The organism is Pseudomonas sp. LM13 (assembly GCF_041381355.1).
Classification (GTDB): domain Bacteria; phylum Pseudomonadota; class Gammaproteobacteria; order Pseudomonadales; family Pseudomonadaceae; genus Stutzerimonas; species Stutzerimonas frequens.
Window position 1 is genome coordinate 38,513 of sequence record NZ_JACBXH010000033.1, and the last position, 14,854, is coordinate 53,366.

Here is a 14,854-nt window from a genome sequence, read left to right on the forward strand (position 1 = left end):
CGCGTCCTCCGGTGGTTTTTCGGGGGCGTCCCGGGTTACTTCGGCGCCACTGGCGGGCGCATGCCCACTTCCGCCGTCAACGTCAGCGGTTTGCCGTTGCGCAGAATGTCGATATCGATCTTCTCGCCTGGGCGGGCGCGGGCAACCTGGTTCATCGAGCTGCGTCCGTCGGCCGACTGTACGCCGTCGATGCTCAGGATCAGATCGCCCGGCTGCAGCCCGGCACGAGCAGCCGGACCGTCGCGGTAAACGCCCGCGACGACGATGCCCGGGCGGCCTTCCTGGCCGAACGACTCGGCAAGCTCCTGGGTCAGCGATTGCACCTCCACGCCGAGCCAGCCGCGAATTACCTGGCCATGCTCGATGATCGATTTCATCACCTCCAGCGCAAGCTTCACCGGGATGGCGAAGCCGATGCCCTGTGAGCCGCCGGACTCGGAAATGATCGCGGTGTTGATACCGATGAGGTTGCCGCCGGCATCGACCAGTGCGCCGCCCGAGTTGCCACGATTGATCGCGGCGTCGGTCTGGATGAAGTCTTCGTACGTATTGAGGCCCAGCTGGTTGCGTCCGGTGGCGCTGATGATGCCCATGGTCACGGTCTGGCCGACCCCGAATGGGTTGCCGATTGCCAGCGTGACATCACCGACGCGGATGCGATCGGAGTGGCCAAGGGTTATCGCCGGAAGCTCGGCCAGGTCGATCTTGAGGACCGCGAGGTCGGTTTCCGGATCACTGCCGATCACCCTGGCCAGGGTCTCGCGGCCATCCTTGAGCGCCACGACGATCTGCTCGGCATTGGCTGTAACGTGATTGTTGGTCAGCAGGTAGCCCTCGGGGCTCATGATGACTGCCGAGCCGAGGCTCGACTCCATGCGCCGCTGCCGTGGCAGGTTGTCGTTGAAAAAGCGCTGGAACAGCGGGTCTTTGGCCAAAGGCGGTTGCTGCTCCGTCTTCTCGATGACCTTGGTGGTATAGAGATTGGCAACGGCCGGTGCCGCCGAAGCCACGGCATTGGCGTACGAATAGGGTCCCTGCTGGGAGCCGGCGGCTATTAGGGGCGCCTGCTGGAGACCAATATCCGGTTCGGTGATCCCCACCAGCTGCGGGTAGCGCTGGATGATCAGCAGTGCTACGAGTATGCCGACCAGCAGCGGCCAGCCTAGGAAACGCAGGGCATTGAACATCGCGCGGGAATCCGGACAGAGTTGCGGGCGCGGGGAGCGCGCCTTAAGGTGGCGGCATTATACGAAGCTCGAACTGAAATGCAGCTTCGCATTCATGATTTGCAGCAGCGCACTGGTCATTGCCGCGGGCTCGCTGCAGCGAAGGAGAGGTCGACGTGACTGTTTCGCTTAGCACGCTGGTCCAGGAGGCGGACCGCTATCTGGAGGCCGGAAGGATTGCAGATTACTGTCCCAACGGTCTTCAGGTCGAAGGGCGTCCTCGGGTCGCCCGTATCGTCAGTGGTGTGACGGCCAGCCAGGCACTGCTCGATGCTGCCGTCGAGGCTGATGCCGACCTGGTGCTGGTGCACCACGGCTACTTCTGGAAGAACGAGGATGCGCGCATCGTCGGAATGAAGCAGCGTCGTTTGAAGACATTGCTGGGGCACGACATTTCCTTGCTCGCCTATCATCTGCCACTCGATGTGCACCCCGAGGTCGGCAATAACGTCCAGCTGGGCAAGTTGCTGGGGCTATGCATCGAAGGTGGACTGGAGCCGGAGAATCCGCGTTCGGTCGGGTTGGTCGGGTCGCTGGAGCAGCCGCTGGCGCCGGCCGAGTTCATGCACCGCATACAGCAAGCGCTCGGGCGCCAGCCATTGATGGTCGAAGGCCGGGGTCCGATCCGTCGCGTCGCCTGGTGCACCGGTGGTGCCCAGGGTTATATCGACAAGGCCGTCGCCGCCGGCGTGGACGCCTACATCACGGGCGAAATCTCCGAGCCTACCGCGCACATCGCCCGGGAAAACGGTTTGAGCTTCTTCGCGGCGGGGCACCATGCCACCGAGCGGTACGGGGTTCAGGCGCTCGGCGATTACCTGGCGCGACAGTTCGGAATCGAGCATCGCTTCATCGACTGCCCCAATCCGGCGTGAGCTTATCCGGCTGATGAGGTCTTGTTGGCGCTCGTCGAGTCAGCGGCCTGATGCGGCCGCTTCGTACTCCTGCTCGATATAAATCTATAGCTTTTAGATCTAAAACGCGGCCTGATTAGAATTTAAGGCCGTGTTAGAGTTGCGCCCAATCAACGGCCGGCCGGCCGTCCACCTGCCAAATCGTGAGTAGCCATGGTCGACAAACTGACGCATCTGAAACAGCTGGAGGCGGAAAGCATCCATATCATCCGCGAGGTCGCCGCCGAGTTCGGTAACCCGGTGATGCTCTATTCCATCGGCAAGGATTCGGCCGTGATGCTGCATCTGGCGCGCAAAGCCTTCTTTCCGGGCAAGCTGCCATTTCCGGTGCTGCACGTCGACACGCGCTGGAAATTCCAGGAGATGTACGCTTTCCGCTCCCGGATGGTCGAGGAAATGGGCCTTGAATTGATCACCCACATCAACCCCGAGGGTGTGGCGCAGGACATGAATCCCTTCACCTACGGCAGTGCCAAGCACACCGACGTGATGAAAACCGAAGGACTCAAGCAGGCGCTGGACAAGTACGGCTTTGATGCTGCCTTCGGTGGCGCCCGTCGCGATGAAGAGAAGTCCCGGGCCAAGGAGCGCGTCTATTCCTTCCGGGACAGCAAGCACCGCTGGGATCCGAAGAACCAGCGTCCCGAGCTATGGAACCTCTATAACGGCAAGGTCAAAAAAGGCGAGTCGATTCGCGTGTTCCCGCTCTCCAACTGGACCGAGCTGGATATCTGGCAGTACATCTACCTGGAGCAGATTCCGATCGTGCCGCTGTATTTCGCGGCCGAGCGGGAAGTGGTGGAGCTTAACGGCACGCTGGTGATGATCGACGATGAGCGCATCCTCGAGCATCTGACACCCGAGCAGAAGGCCGGCATCCACAAGAAGATGGTGCGCTTCCGTACCCTCGGTTGCTATCCGCTGACCGGCGCGGTGGAATCCACCGCCACCACTTTGCCGGAGATCATTCAGGAAATGCTGCTGACCCGGACATCCGAGCGTCAGGGCCGCGTCATTGACCACGATGCCACCGGGTCGATGGAAGAAAAGAAACGCCAGGGTTACTTCTAAGGATCGCGCACCATGTCTCATCAGTCAGATTTGATCGGCCAGGACATCCTCGCGTACCTGGCGCAGCACGAGCGCAAGGAGCTCCTGCGTTTCCTCACCTGCGGCAACGTCGACGACGGCAAGAGCACGTTGATCGGCCGCCTGCTGCATGACTCGAAGATGATCTACGAGGACCATCTGGAGGCCATTACCCGCGATTCGAAGAAGGTCGGTACCACTGGCGAGGACGTCGATCTGGCGCTGCTGGTCGATGGTCTGCAGGCCGAGCGTGAGCAGGGCATCACTATCGATGTGGCCTACCGTTATTTCTCCACGGCAAAGCGCAAGTTCATCATTGCCGATACCCCCGGCCACGAGCAGTACACCCGCAACATGGCCACCGGCGCGTCCACCTGCGACCTGGCGATCATTCTGGTCGATGCCCGCTATGGCGTGCAGACTCAGACCAAGCGCCACAGCTTCATCACCTCGCTGCTGGGCATCAAGCACATCGTCGTTGCCATCAACAAGATGGACCTGATGAACTTCGATCAGGACGTCTTCGAGAAGATCAAAGCCGACTACCTGGCGTTTGCCGAGCGCATCGAGCTCACGCCGTCGTCGCTGCACTTCGTGCCGATGTCCGCGCTCAAGGGCGACAACGTGGTCAATCGCAGCGAGCGCGCACCCTGGTACCAGGGGCAATCGCTGATGGAAATTCTCGAGAGCGTCGAGATTGCCGGCGACCGTAACTTCGATGATCTGCGTTTCCCTGTGCAGTACGTCAATCGTCCGAACCTGAACTTCCGTGGTTTCGCCGGCACCCTGGCCAGCGGCATCGTGCGCAAGGGCGACGAGATCGCCGTGCTGCCGTCCGGCAAGACTAGTCGAGTGAAATCCATCGTCACCTTCGACGGCGAGCTGGAGCAGGCCACGCCAGGCGAAGCCATTACTCTGACTCTGGAAGACGAGATCGACGTGTCACGCGGTGACATGCTGGTACATGCCGACAGCCGTCCGCGTATCGCCGATGGTTTCGAGGCAATGCTGGTGTGGATGGGCGAAGAGCCGATGCTGCCGGGCAAGAAGTACGACATCAAGCGCGCCACCAGCTATGTGCCGGGCTCGATTGCCAGCATCACTCACACGGTGGATGTGAACACGCTGGAGAAGGGCGCGGCGAGTAGCCTGCAGCTCAACGAGATCGGCAAGGTCAAGGTCAGCCTGGACGCGCCGATCGCTTTGGATGGCTACGAGCAGAACCGCACCACTGGCGCCTTCATCGTCATCGATCGCCTCACCAATGGTACCGTCGGCGCCGGCATGATCATCGCCGACCCGGTTGCCCATGGTTCGGGTGGTCATCATGGCGCCCTGGCCCACGTCTCTACCGACGAGCGTGCCACACGCTTCGGCCAGCAGCCGGCGACCGTGTTGTTCACCGGCCTTTCCGGCGCTGGCAAGAGCACGCTGGCTTATGCGGTGGAGCGCAAGCTGTTCGATATGGGGCGTGCGGTTTACGTCCTCGACGGCCAGAACCTGCGCCACGACCTGAACAAAGGCCTACCGCAGGACCGCGCCGGCCGTACCGAGAACTGGCGCCGCGCCGCCCACGTCGCACGCCAGTTCAACGAAGCGGGCCTGATCACCCTGGCCGCGTTCGTTGCACCAGACGCGGAGGGTCGCGAACAGGCCAAGGCATTGATCGGCGCTGAGCGTCTGATCACCGTCTACGTCCAGGCCTCCCCGCAAGCCTGCCGCCAGCGCGATCCGCAGGGGTTGTATGCGGCCGGTGGGGATAACATTCCGGGCGAGTCCTTTCCGTACGACATCCCGAGTAATGCCGACCTCGTCATCGACACCGAGTCGCTGAGCGTGGAAGAGGGTGCCAAGCAGGTGATTGATTTGCTGCGTAAGCGCGGCGCGATCTAAGCGAGCCTTCGTTGACGTTTTTGTTTGGGCTGATTTACCGCCATTACAAAGTGCCAAGCAACGTAGGTTGGATTAGCCGAAGGCGTAATCCGACAGAGGCTATGTGTCACGAGGCCCACGCTCTGCGCCAGGGGCGAGAAGCCACGGATCGCCTGCCCAGTCGGCAGGGTAGAGTCCCGCACGCACGTCACGATGAAAGTTGGAATAGGGCCAATCGCATACGCGCCGAACCAGGCCGTACTTGAGTGGATTGACGTGAACGTAATCGACATGCCGACGGAAGTCGCTTTCATCGCGGATCATGTGCTCCCAGTAGCGACGTTGCCAGACACCGCGCTCACCTCGTTGCAGGCGCACCGGCGATCGATATTCGCTAGGAGGCAAAGCGCGGCTGAAGAACGTTTTGATCAGCCGCCACCGCAATACCGCACCAGCAAATCGTTGCCGCGTCGCTCCGGCAGATTCACAGTGAAAAACCAGCTCGCCCCCGAGGCGAGGGCGCGACGGTAGTTAGGCATCCTTGCCTCCCGTGTTGCAGTTGCTTGAAATGTAGGCGAGATCAATCGCAGCCTCCGGCGATTCCATCTTACTAATCGACCAGCCGTACCGAGGTGTGGCTACCAACGCGCACAATGTTGAGTAATCGTAGGGCGGGTGCAACCCGCCGAGCATGGGTCGGCACGGCGCGAAATATCAGCGAGCATCGACCCGATGTCGCCAAGATTGCCCATGAGTGCCGAAGCAGAAAAACCCGGCCTGTTATAGCGGGGTTTGGTGCTTCGATCAGGCGATGTGTAACCGCGCGGCTTGAACGGTGCCAACGCAAACGCAGGGCGGGTGAAACCCGCCGAAAGCGGGTCGGCGCGAAGAGAAACGTCATTGAGGCCGTAAGCATATTTACGTCATGATTGGGGCATTTACCGTCGATGCCCATAAAAAACAAAAACCCCGCCGGTGAGGGCAGGGTTTTGCGCTCCGGTCGGGCGATGTGTAACCGCGCGGGTTTCACCCGCCCTAGAGGGCTACAGGGTTGCGGCCAAACAGCAAAACGCCCCGCACGAAGGCGAGGCGTTTGGTATGCAATGGCGGGCCGGTATTTGAAGGGCGCTGGCTTACGCTTCGTTAAACCATCCTACAAATTGATCCGCCGTGTTACAGGGTTAGACTACAGGTCTTACTGACATCCTGCCGGGCGAAGGTTGGCCGGCGCGGTGGACGCACAGACCCAACCGCCGTTGGCGTCACGAGTCCAAGTCAGAGTCGAAGGGGTCGCTTGAAGGACGGCTGCTGCATTGTTCCCGAACGTGGCGGTGATCACGGTGGTAGCAGTCAAAGGGCTAGTAACAGAAGGGGTGCCCTGGCCAGTCTGAGGGGTGCCCGATACCATTGCGCTAGTACCTGTCGCGGTGGCGAGAAGATTAGATCCGGTTGCGCCTGGATCGCAGTTCCCTGCCGCAGGGCCAACGGTCAAACGACCGTCGTTAATGCAGGCTTCAACCGCAGTTTTCAAGGCGGCAGTCTCCGACATTACTCGTGAAACCTGAGAGCGAGCCACATAGTTCTGATATTGCGGGATCGCAATTGCAGCCAAAATACCAATGATCGCCACAACGATCATCAATTCAATCAGGGTAAAACCTTTTTGCATCTGCGCTTTCATGTGCTTCTCCTTGAGATGTTCAGGCAGTCAGCCTGCTGTGCCTACTGCACTCGGCATGCCAACTTCTTAAGCCGCCTATTTGCGGGGCTCAGCGAGGCAATGCGAACCATGCACGCTGCCTCGATTCGCGCGCTTCTGACAAAGTTTGTCACCTGGTTCGGCGCGGTTTGGCACGTCTGCCTATCTGCGCTATAAGGCGGGCATTAATCCAGACGAATTCTCGCCCATGACTGACAACGTTGCCCTCTCCGGCCTGGCCAAGCAGATGGTGCTGGCCGGCCTGCTCGATGACCGGACGGCTCAGCAAGCACACCAGCAAGCCGTGCGAAACAAACTGTCGTTGGTGACCTATGTGGTCCAGAACAAGCTCGCCAGCGGGCGTGCCGTGGCGGAGCTGGCGGCTGACCAGTTCGGCGTGGCCTATATGGACCTCAATGCACTGGACAAGGAAAGCCAGTTAAAGGATGTGGTATCCGAAAAGCTGGCGCGACAGCATCGGGTGCTCCCTTTGGTCAAACGGGGCCATAAGCTGTTTGTGGCGGTGTCCGACCCTACCAACCATCAGGCCGTAACGGATATTCAGTTCAGCACCGGACTGACCACCGAGGCCATCCTTGTTGAAGATGACAAACTCGGGAATGCCATTGATAAGTTCTTCGAAAGCGCCACGACGGGGCTGGATGACTTAGAGAATGTCGATCTTGATGGGGTTGACGTCCAGACCGTCTCGGATGATGCATCCAGCGATGATGCCGGAGACGCCGCAGACGATGCTCCGGTCGTCCGCTTCGTTAATAAGATGTTGCTCGACGCCATTCGCGGCGGCTCGTCAGACCTGCACTTCGAGCCGTATGAGAAGGCCTACCGGGTCCGCTTCCGCACCGATGGCATCCTTCACGAGATCGCTCGCCCGCCCATCCAGCTCGCGCCTCGCATTTCTGCGCGGCTGAAGGTGATGGCTGGGCTGGATATTTCCGAGCGGCGCAAGCCGCAGGACGGCCGGATCAAGATGAAGCTGTCCAAGACCAAGGCCATCGATTTTCGCGTAAACACGCTGCCGACGCTCTGGGGTGAAAAGATTGTCATGCGTATTCTCGATCCTTCCAGTGCGCAGATGGGGATCGATGCGCTGGGGTACGAGGAAGAACAGAAAGCGCTCTATATGCAGGCGCTTCAGCAGCCACAGGGCATGATCCTGGTAACCGGTCCTACGGGGTCGGGCAAAACGGTATCCCTCTATACCGGTCTCAATATCCTAAATACGGTCGACGTAAATATCTCCACTGCCGAGGATCCGGTGGAAATCAACCTGGAAGGTATCAACCAGGTCAACGTCAATCCCCGTCAGGGGATGGACTTCTCCCAGGCGCTGCGCGCATTTCTGCGGCAGGACCCCGATATCATCATGGTGGGCGAGATTCGCGACCTGGAAACTGCCGAAATCGCCATCAAGGCCGCACAGACCGGGCATATGGTCATGTCGACGCTGCACACCAACAGCGCCGCAGAAACCCTTACACGCCTTCGCAACATGGGGGTGGCAGCGTTCAATATCGCTACGTCGGTGAACCTGATCATTGCTCAGCGACTGGCGCGCAAGCTGTGTAACAGTTGCAAGAAAGAGATCGATCTGCCGCGCGAGGCGCTGTCGGAAGAGGGCTTCCCTGCCGACAAGATCGGGACGTTCAAAATCTATGGCCCGGTCGGCTGCGACGATTGCAAGGGTGGTTACAAAGGCCGTGTCGGTATTTATGAAGTGGTTAAAAACACGCCCGCTCTGCAGCGCATTATCATGGAGGACGGCAACTCAATCGATATCTCCACCCAGATGCGCAAAGACGGCTTCAACGATCTGCGGACCTCGGCGTTGCTGAAGGCCATGCAGGGCGTGACCAGCCTGGAAGAAGTCAACCGGGTGACCAAGGATTAGCATGGCGCAGAAAGCGATTAAAACCAGTGTGTTCACCTGGGAAGGCACCAACAAGCAGGGTGCGAAGATCAAGGGCGAGCTAAGCGGGATCAGCCCTGCGATGGTCAAGGCGCAGCTGCGTAAGCAGGGCGTAAACCCTCAGAAGGTGCGTAAGAAGTCGGCGTCGCTGTTCAGTGCGGGCAAGAAGATCAAGCCGATGGATATCGCCTTGTTCACTCGTCAGATGGCGACCATGATGAAGGCCGGTGTGCCGCTGCTGCAGTCATTCGACATTATTGGCGAGGGGTTCGATAACCCGAACATGCGTAAGCTGGTCGATGATCTCAAGCAGGAGGTCGCGGCGGGTAACAGTTTCGCCACTGCGTTGCGCAAGAAGCCGCAGTACTTTGACGATCTCTACTGCAACCTGGTGGACTCGGGCGAGCAGTCTGGTTCCTTGGAGACGTTGCTCGATCGCGTTGCAACCTACAAGGAAAAAACCGAGGCTCTCAAGGCAAAGATCAAGAAGGCGATGAATTATCCGATTGCCGTTGTGCTCGTCGCGATCATTGTTTCCGCGATCCTGTTGATCAAGGTTGTTCCTCAGTTTCAGGAAGTTTTTGCCAACTTCGGCGCGGAGCTTCCAGCGTTTACGCTCATGGTCATTGGTCTGTCCGAAACCCTGCAGGCCTGGTGGCATTTGGTCCTGCTCGGGTTGTTCCTCGCTGCCTTCGCATTCAAGACCGCCTACGGTAAATCGGAGCGGTTTCGCGACTGGTTCGACCGCTTGCTGCTGAAGATGCCGATCGTCGGCGACATTCTTTACAAATCGGCAGTTGCACGATTCGCTCGGACCTTGTCCACGACGTTCGCTGCGGGTGTGCCTTTGGTGGACGCTCTGGATTCGGTTGCCGGGGCAACCGGTAATGTGGTGTTCCGCAATGCAACGATGAAAGTCAAAAGTGACGTATCGTCTGGCATGCAGCTGAACTTCTCCATGCGCACCACCGGTACCTTTCCAACCATGGCGGTGCAGATGACGGCGATTGGCGAGGAGTCCGGCTCGCTTGACGAGATGCTGGCCAAGGTGGCGACCTTTTACGAGGATGAGGTCGACAACATGGTCGATGGTCTGACAAGCCTGATGGAGCCCATGATCATGGCGGTCTTGGGGGTTCTGGTCGGTGGCTTGATCATTGCCATGTATCTCCCGATCTTCCAACTGGGCGCCGTCGTTTAAGCATGATTCTGATCGATTACCTGGCCAGCCATGTGCTGGCCTTTGTTTTGTCTGCAGCTGTGCTCGGCCTGCTGGTTGGTAGTTTCCTTAACGTCCTCATCTACCGGTTGCCGGTGATGATGCAGCGCGAATGGCGGGTGCAGGCCAGAGAAATTCTTGAGCTGCCATGCGAACCGGTCGGTGAACGATTCAACCTGTTGCTACCGAATTCGCGCTGTCCGCATTGCGCTCATCGAATCCGCGCATGGGAAAACGTTCCGCTGGTCAGTTGGCTGTTCTTGCGTGGCAAGTGTTCATCCTGCCAGGCACCGATCAGTTGTCGTTACCCGCTGGTGGAGCTGGCATGCGGTGTGCTCTCCGGCTATGTGGCATGGCATTTCGGCTTTTCCTGGCAGGCCGCCATGATGCTGTTGCTGACCTGGGGTCTGCTGGCGATGAGCATGATCGATGTCGATCATCAGTTATTGCCTGACTCGCTTGTGCTGCCGTTGTTGTGGCTGGGGTTGATCGTTAACCACTTCGGCTTGTTCACTTCGCTGGAGAGTGCGCTGTGGGGGGCGGTGGCGGGCTATCTGAGTCTTTGGTCGGTGTACTGGCTTTTCAAGCTCGCCACCGGCAAAGAGGGCATGGGCTACGGCGACTTCAAGCTGTTGGCGATGCTTGGGGCCTGGGGTGGCTGGCAGGTGTTGCCGCTTACCATCCTGTTGTCGTCAGTGGTCGGAGCGGTGCTGGGTTCCATTCTTTTGAAGGTCCAGCGTGCAGAAAGCGGCACGCCCATTCCCTTTGGCCCTTATCTCGCGATCGCTGGGTGGATTGCGCTTCTTTGGGGTGACAGGATCACCGAGAGCTATCTGCAGTTCGCCCGCTTCTGATTTGACGCCGCGGTTTGTGGGTGGCGGGATCGCCCGCCGCTTGCCGCAGCATGCACATCTGTTCAAGGCTTGCACTTCAGCCATCGAGTGGTTACTACTGCGCGTCCTGTTCTCGCTCGGGTATAACTGACGATGAAGCCTTGGATTCTCGGATTGACTGGTGGTATCGGCAGCGGCAAGAGCGCAGTGGCCGAGCATTTTGCCAATCTCGGTGTGCATACGGTCGATGCCGATCAGGCCGCGCGCTGGGTCGTTGAGCCTGGGCGTACGGCTTTGTTGCAAATTGCCCAGCATTTCGGCGACGGCGTTCTGTTACCTACCGGTGAGTTGAATCGCGCCGCGTTGCGTGAGCGGATATTTGCCGATCCGGCAGAGCGGCAGTGGCTTGAGCGGCTTCTGCACCCGTTGATACGCAGCGAGATAGCCGACCACCTCGCTCGGGCAGACTCACCCTATGCCATCATGGTTTCGCCTCTGCTGATTGAGTCAGGGCAGTACCGCACCGTCGATCGCGTATTGGTTGTGGATGTGCCAGAGATGCTACAGGTCGCGCGTACCGTCGCACGTGATCAGGCAAGCGAAGGGCAGGTGCGTGCCATCCTGAAAGTACAGGCTGCGCGTGAGGAGCGTTTGCGGCACGCTGATGACGTGCTGGTGAATGATCGCGATCTTAGCTGGCTCCGCTCCGAGGTTGAGCGCCTGCATCATTTTTATCTGCAGTTGAGAGGAGGTCGGGAATGACTGCGACCGTGGTTGAGTGTCCTACCTGCAAGACGCCGGTGGAGTGGGGCGAGCAGAGTCCCTATAGGCCCTTCTGTTCCGAGCGTTGCAAACTAATTGATCTGGGGGCTTGGGCTTCGGAGGAGCATGCCATTGCGGGTAATGAACTGGAAGATGAGCTGTTCTCGGGGGATCTGCCCGGGCGCCAGCATTGACCTTGCTGCAGGGCGTACTCCTCGTTACTTCTCATCCTTCCAAGGCGCCTGCAGGTAGCGGCTCTGGTTGAAGCTTTCCAGCCAGTCGGGATAGAAGACGACAAGTGCAGTCACGGCCGTGCCATTGATAAAGGCCTCGGGGAACATCACCAGCCAGATGTAGCCGGCAAAGTCTTCCAGCCAGGGCGGCATCGGGAAGCGACCGTCGAGCAGAAGTATGCCTAGCGAGGCCAGGATGCATGCCAGCGCTGCTAGCGCGGCCGGGAAGAACCCTGCGAAGAAGATGTAAACGAAAAGATTGCGCGGCTGCGCCCGCTCGACCAGCCGTGCGCATATCACGGTTACCGCTACCGGGATCAGGACCAGCAGCACGCCGTTGATTCCTAGCGCGGCAAGGTGTTGGTGTCCGGTAAGCGCAAGGCCAAGCTGTGCGGCCAAGGCGGCGATGATTGCCAGTGGCCAATCCAGCAGCAGGGTTACGGCGGTCAGGCCTATGAAATGAAATGAAAGCCCGGAATCGAAATCGCGCCGAACCAACCAGAGTAGAAATATGGCGAGCATTGCGCCGAACAGCAGGTGCTGCCGGCGTGTGTCGCTAAACAATTCGACCCAAGGTGCGCGCCATGCAGCCCAGAGGAGGGTGCATGCATAGATCAGCCAGCCGGTGAGCAGGCTTGATGGGGCGAGCAGGTGGGCGGCAATCATCCAGGTGATCCTTTGCTTCGTATCGAGTCCGCTGCGGTTCAGGGGGCTGGATTGGGTTGTTCGACATGGATGGCTTCGATGTGCTCTATCACTTCGTCCGGTAGCCGGATCGTCGAGCTGCGAAGGTTTGAGTCGAGCTGCTCGAGCGAAGTCGCGCCGATGATGTTGCTGGTTACGAAAGGTTGCGCCGTAACGAAGGCGAGCGCCATCTGGGCTGGATCCAGTCCATACTCGCGCGCCAATGCGACATATTTCGAGCAGGCGGTTCGGGCTTGAGGATTGCTGTAGCGGGCAAAGCGCTGAAAGCGGGTGATGCGTGCATCTGCTGGTTGCGCGCCATGTTCGTACTTGCCGCTCAGCATGCCGAAAGCGAGGGGGGAATAGGCAAGCAGGCCGCAGTGCTCGCGAATGCTGATCTCTGCCAGCCCTATCTCATAGCTGCGGTTCAGCAGGTTGTAAGGGTTTTGAATCGAAACTGCGCGAGGCAAGCCGCGCGCCTCGGCCACTTGCAAGTATTTCATCGCTCCCCACGGGGTTTCGTTGGACAGCCCTACGTGGCGAATCCTGCCTGCTTTCACTTCCTGGTCAAGCGCGTCCAGTACTTCTTCGAGCGGTGTGAAGTCTGACTCTTGATGCTGGTAACCCAGCTGGCCGAAAAAGTTGGTGTTGCGCTCCGGCCAATGCAGTTGGTACAGGTCGATCCAGTCTGTCCGAAGCCGGCGTAAGCTGTTGTCCAGCGCGGTGCGGATATGATCGCGATTGAATTTCAGGTGGCCGTCACGGATGTGGCTGATGCCGTTTCCCGGGCCGGCGATCTTGCTGGCGATGATCCAGTCGGCCCGGTTTCCCCGATTCCTGAAGTAGTTGCCGATATAGCACTCGGTGCGTCCACTGGTATCGGGTCGTGGCGGCACCGGATACATTTCGGCGGTGTCCAGAAAGTTGATTCCGGCCGCCTGTGCCCGGTCGAGCTGTGCATGGGCGTCGGCCTCGGTATTCTGCTCTCCCCAGGTCATGGTGCCTAGGCAGAGCGAGCTCACCTTCAAGTCGGTGCGGCCAAGTGGGCGTCGCTGCATGGGTTGCCTCGTGAGGATCTTGCTCGTTCCGGAAGCTTATCGGAGATCGCGCGGTGTTGCGTAAGTTGTGCCAGCGACAGTGACATCATTTCCCAAGGGCTGAGCTGCTCCAGGTGAGCTGGGCAGGTCCCTCGGCGTAGCGCCTGGCCTCGGCTGTAAAGTAGAAATGGATCCCTGCGAGCACGCGGCGGTGCTTCAGGTAAAAGTCGGTTGCTATTTTTTCGGTTATCAGGATAATTCCGCAGCCTGTCGCCGGGGATGCCTAGCCTGTCGACGCAACACCGAGGTGGGGGATGCCTAGCCCACCGAACCATTGCCGTGGCGGACGCGCTGACCCGAGCCCCCGATAGCGTCTGTTTCCGGCTGCCTTGGCCTTGCCAGGGCGAGCACCATTCAGTAAGATTCGCCGTCTTATTTTCAGGGCGGCCCCTGAGGCTATAACGAATGAAGACATTTACTGCTAAACCGGAAACCGTCAAGCGCGACTGGTTCGTCGTCGACGCTGCCGGCCAGACCCTGGGTCGTCTGGCAACCGAAATCGCTAGCCGTCTGCGCGGCAAGCACAAGGCGGAATACACCCCTCACGTTGATACTGGCGATTACATCGTCGTTATCAATGCTGAGCAAGTGCGTGTCACTGGTGCCAAGACCACCGACAAGATGTACTACTCTCACTCCGGTTTCCCGGGTGGCATCAAGTCGATCAACTTCGAGAAGCTGATCGCCAGGGCGCCTGAGCGTGTGATCGAGACTGCGGTAAAAGGCATGCTGCCGAAGAATCCGCTGGGTCGCGACATGTATCGTAAGCTGAAGGTTTACAAGGGTGCTAACCACCCGCACACCGCTCAGCAGCCCCAAGAACTGAAGATTTAACGGAATAGTTCATTATGTCGGCGACTCAAAATTACGGCACTGGCCGTCGCAAGACTGCAACCGCGCGCGTTTTCCTGCGCCCGGGTACTGGCAAGATCTCCATCAACAACCGTGAGCTGGACAACTTCTTTGGTCGCGAAACTGCGCGCATGGTTGTTCGTCAGCCGCTGGAGCTGACCGAGACTGTCGAGAAGTTCGATATCTATGTCACCGTGCTTGGCGGTGGTGTAAGTGGTCAGGCTGGCGCGATCCGTCACGGTATCACCCGTGCCCTGATCTCTTACGACGAAAGCCTTCGCAGCCCGCTGCGCAAGGCTGGCTTCGTTACTCGCGATGCCCGTGAGGTGGAGCGTAAGAAGGTCGGTCTGCGCAAAGCCCGCAAGCGTCCGCAGTACTCCAAGCGCTAATTCACGCTGTTCAAAAGAAGCGCCCAGTCTCGTTCAGGAGCTGGGCGTTTTTTTT

General features: G+C 59.3%; 14 protein-coding genes and 1 pseudogene. 10 read left to right on the forward strand and 5 right to left on the reverse strand.

Going from position 1 to position 14,854, the window contains the following annotated elements:
* Positions 1-35: 35 nt before the first annotated feature.
* Complete coding sequence (algW, locus tag HZR81_RS18035; RefSeq protein ID WP_500128889.1) at positions 36-1,187, reverse strand: Do family serine endopeptidase AlgW; 1,152 nt, start codon at positions 1,185-1,187, stop codon at positions 36-38.
* A gap of 155 nt (positions 1,188-1,342) precedes the next feature.
* Between algW and HZR81_RS18040 the strand changes: the two genes are divergently transcribed.
* From HZR81_RS18040 to cysN, 3 genes are all read left to right on the forward strand, one after another.
* Positions 1,343-2,101, forward strand: coding sequence for a Nif3-like dinuclear metal center hexameric protein (locus HZR81_RS18040; protein ID WP_444816475.1), 759 nt, complete (start codon positions 1,343-1,345; stop codon positions 2,099-2,101).
* Positions 2,102-2,293: 192 nt separating this feature from the next.
* Complete coding sequence (cysD, locus tag HZR81_RS18045; RefSeq protein ID WP_110777989.1) at positions 2,294-3,211, forward strand: sulfate adenylyltransferase subunit CysD; 918 nt, start codon at positions 2,294-2,296, stop codon at positions 3,209-3,211.
* A 12-nt stretch (positions 3,212-3,223) separates the two neighbouring features.
* Positions 3,224-5,122, forward strand: a complete 1,899-nt coding sequence (gene cysN, locus HZR81_RS18050) for a sulfate adenylyltransferase subunit CysN (protein WP_500128890.1) — start codon at positions 3,224-3,226, stop codon at positions 5,120-5,122.
* 99 nt (positions 5,123-5,221) lie between these two features.
* On the opposite strand, the pseudogene HZR81_RS18055 reads toward cysN, so the two are convergent.
* Positions 5,222-5,640, reverse strand: a pseudogene (locus tag HZR81_RS18055) (REP-associated tyrosine transposase).
* Between the two features lie 656 nt (positions 5,641-6,296).
* Positions 6,297-6,782: a pilin gene (locus HZR81_RS18060; protein WP_500128891.1), complete on the reverse strand. Its 486-nt coding sequence runs from the start codon at positions 6,780-6,782 to the stop codon at positions 6,297-6,299.
* A 226-nt stretch (positions 6,783-7,008) separates the two neighbouring features.
* On the opposite strand from HZR81_RS18060, the gene pilB reads away from it, so the two are divergent.
* The 5 genes from pilB to yacG all read left to right on the forward strand — a co-directional run bounded on the left by pilB (position 7,009) and on the right by yacG (position 11,738).
* Positions 7,009-8,712: a type IV-A pilus assembly ATPase PilB gene (pilB, locus tag HZR81_RS18065; protein ID WP_500128892.1), complete on the forward strand. Its 1,704-nt coding sequence runs from the start codon at positions 7,009-7,011 to the stop codon at positions 8,710-8,712.
* Position 8,713: 1 nt separating this feature from the next.
* Positions 8,714-9,931 carry a type II secretion system F family protein gene (locus HZR81_RS18070; RefSeq protein ID WP_200600129.1) on the forward strand — a complete coding sequence of 406 codons (1,218 nt, stop codon included), beginning with the start codon at positions 8,714-8,716 and terminating at the stop codon, positions 9,929-9,931.
* Positions 9,932-9,933: 2 nt separating this feature from the next.
* On the forward strand, positions 9,934-10,803 hold the full coding sequence (locus HZR81_RS18075) for a prepilin peptidase (protein ID WP_500128893.1): 870 nt from the start codon (positions 9,934-9,936) through the stop codon (positions 10,801-10,803).
* Between the two features lie 132 nt (positions 10,804-10,935).
* Entirely contained in the window at positions 10,936-11,544 is a 609-nt protein-coding gene (gene coaE, locus HZR81_RS18080; protein ID WP_500128894.1) for a dephospho-CoA kinase, read from the forward strand.
* On the forward strand, positions 11,541-11,738 hold the full coding sequence (yacG, locus tag HZR81_RS18085) for a DNA gyrase inhibitor YacG (protein WP_500128895.1): 198 nt from the start codon (positions 11,541-11,543) through the stop codon (positions 11,736-11,738). Before coaE ends, yacG begins: the two co-directional genes overlap by 4 nt.
* A gap of 24 nt (positions 11,739-11,762) precedes the next feature.
* Here the strand turns inward: yacG and HZR81_RS18090 are convergent, their stop codons facing one another.
* Positions 11,763-12,443, reverse strand: a complete 681-nt coding sequence (locus tag HZR81_RS18090; protein ID WP_500128896.1) for an energy-coupling factor ABC transporter permease — start codon at positions 12,441-12,443, stop codon at positions 11,763-11,765.
* Between the two features lie 38 nt (positions 12,444-12,481).
* On the reverse strand, positions 12,482-13,519 hold the full coding sequence (locus HZR81_RS18095) for an NADP(H)-dependent aldo-keto reductase (RefSeq protein ID WP_102840590.1): 1,038 nt from the start codon (positions 13,517-13,519) through the stop codon (positions 12,482-12,484).
* A 444-nt stretch (positions 13,520-13,963) separates the two neighbouring features.
* On the opposite strand from HZR81_RS18095, the gene rplM reads away from it, so the two are divergent.
* Both rplM and rpsI read left to right on the forward strand, forming a co-directional pair.
* Positions 13,964-14,392: a 50S ribosomal protein L13 gene (rplM, locus tag HZR81_RS18100; protein WP_063544471.1), complete on the forward strand. Its 429-nt coding sequence runs from the start codon at positions 13,964-13,966 to the stop codon at positions 14,390-14,392.
* 14 nt (positions 14,393-14,406) lie between these two features.
* Complete coding sequence (gene rpsI / locus HZR81_RS18105; RefSeq protein WP_013981948.1) at positions 14,407-14,799, forward strand: 30S ribosomal protein S9; 393 nt, start codon at positions 14,407-14,409, stop codon at positions 14,797-14,799.
* The last annotated feature ends 55 nt before the right edge of the window (positions 14,800-14,854 follow it).

What these genes read in the sequence shown, in the direction of transcription:
- coaE (WP_500128894.1), top strand. Translation starts at nt 10,936, where the DNA reads ATGAAGCCTTGGATTCTCGGATTGACTGGTGGTATCGGCAGCGGCAAG.
- pilB (WP_500128892.1), top strand. Translation starts at nt 7,009, where the DNA reads ATGACTGACAACGTTGCCCTCTCCGGCCTGGCCAAGCAGATGGTGCTG.
- cysN (WP_500128890.1), top strand. Translation starts at nt 3,224, where the DNA reads ATGTCTCATCAGTCAGATTTGATCGGCCAGGACATCCTCGCGTACCTG.
- HZR81_RS18070 (WP_200600129.1), top strand. Translation starts at nt 8,714, where the DNA reads ATGGCGCAGAAAGCGATTAAAACCAGTGTGTTCACCTGGGAAGGCACC.
- rpsI (WP_013981948.1), top strand. Translation starts at nt 14,407, where the DNA reads ATGTCGGCGACTCAAAATTACGGCACTGGCCGTCGCAAGACTGCAACC.
- HZR81_RS18075 (WP_500128893.1), top strand. Translation starts at nt 9,934, where the DNA reads ATGATTCTGATCGATTACCTGGCCAGCCATGTGCTGGCCTTTGTTTTG.
- algW (WP_500128889.1), bottom strand. Translation starts at nt 1,187, where the DNA reads ATGTTCAATGCCCTGCGTTTCCTAGGCTGGCCGCTGCTGGTCGGCATA.
- HZR81_RS18095 (WP_102840590.1), bottom strand. Translation starts at nt 13,519, where the DNA reads ATGCAGCGACGCCCACTTGGCCGCACCGACTTGAAGGTGAGCTCGCTC.
- HZR81_RS18090 (WP_500128896.1), bottom strand. Translation starts at nt 12,443, where the DNA reads ATGATTGCCGCCCACCTGCTCGCCCCATCAAGCCTGCTCACCGGCTGG.
- yacG (WP_500128895.1), top strand. Translation starts at nt 11,541, where the DNA reads ATGACTGCGACCGTGGTTGAGTGTCCTACCTGCAAGACGCCGGTGGAG.
- HZR81_RS18060 (WP_500128891.1), bottom strand. Translation starts at nt 6,782, where the DNA reads ATGAAAGCGCAGATGCAAAAAGGTTTTACCCTGATTGAATTGATGATC.
- rplM (WP_063544471.1), top strand. Translation starts at nt 13,964, where the DNA reads ATGAAGACATTTACTGCTAAACCGGAAACCGTCAAGCGCGACTGGTTC.
- cysD (WP_110777989.1), top strand. Translation starts at nt 2,294, where the DNA reads ATGGTCGACAAACTGACGCATCTGAAACAGCTGGAGGCGGAAAGCATC.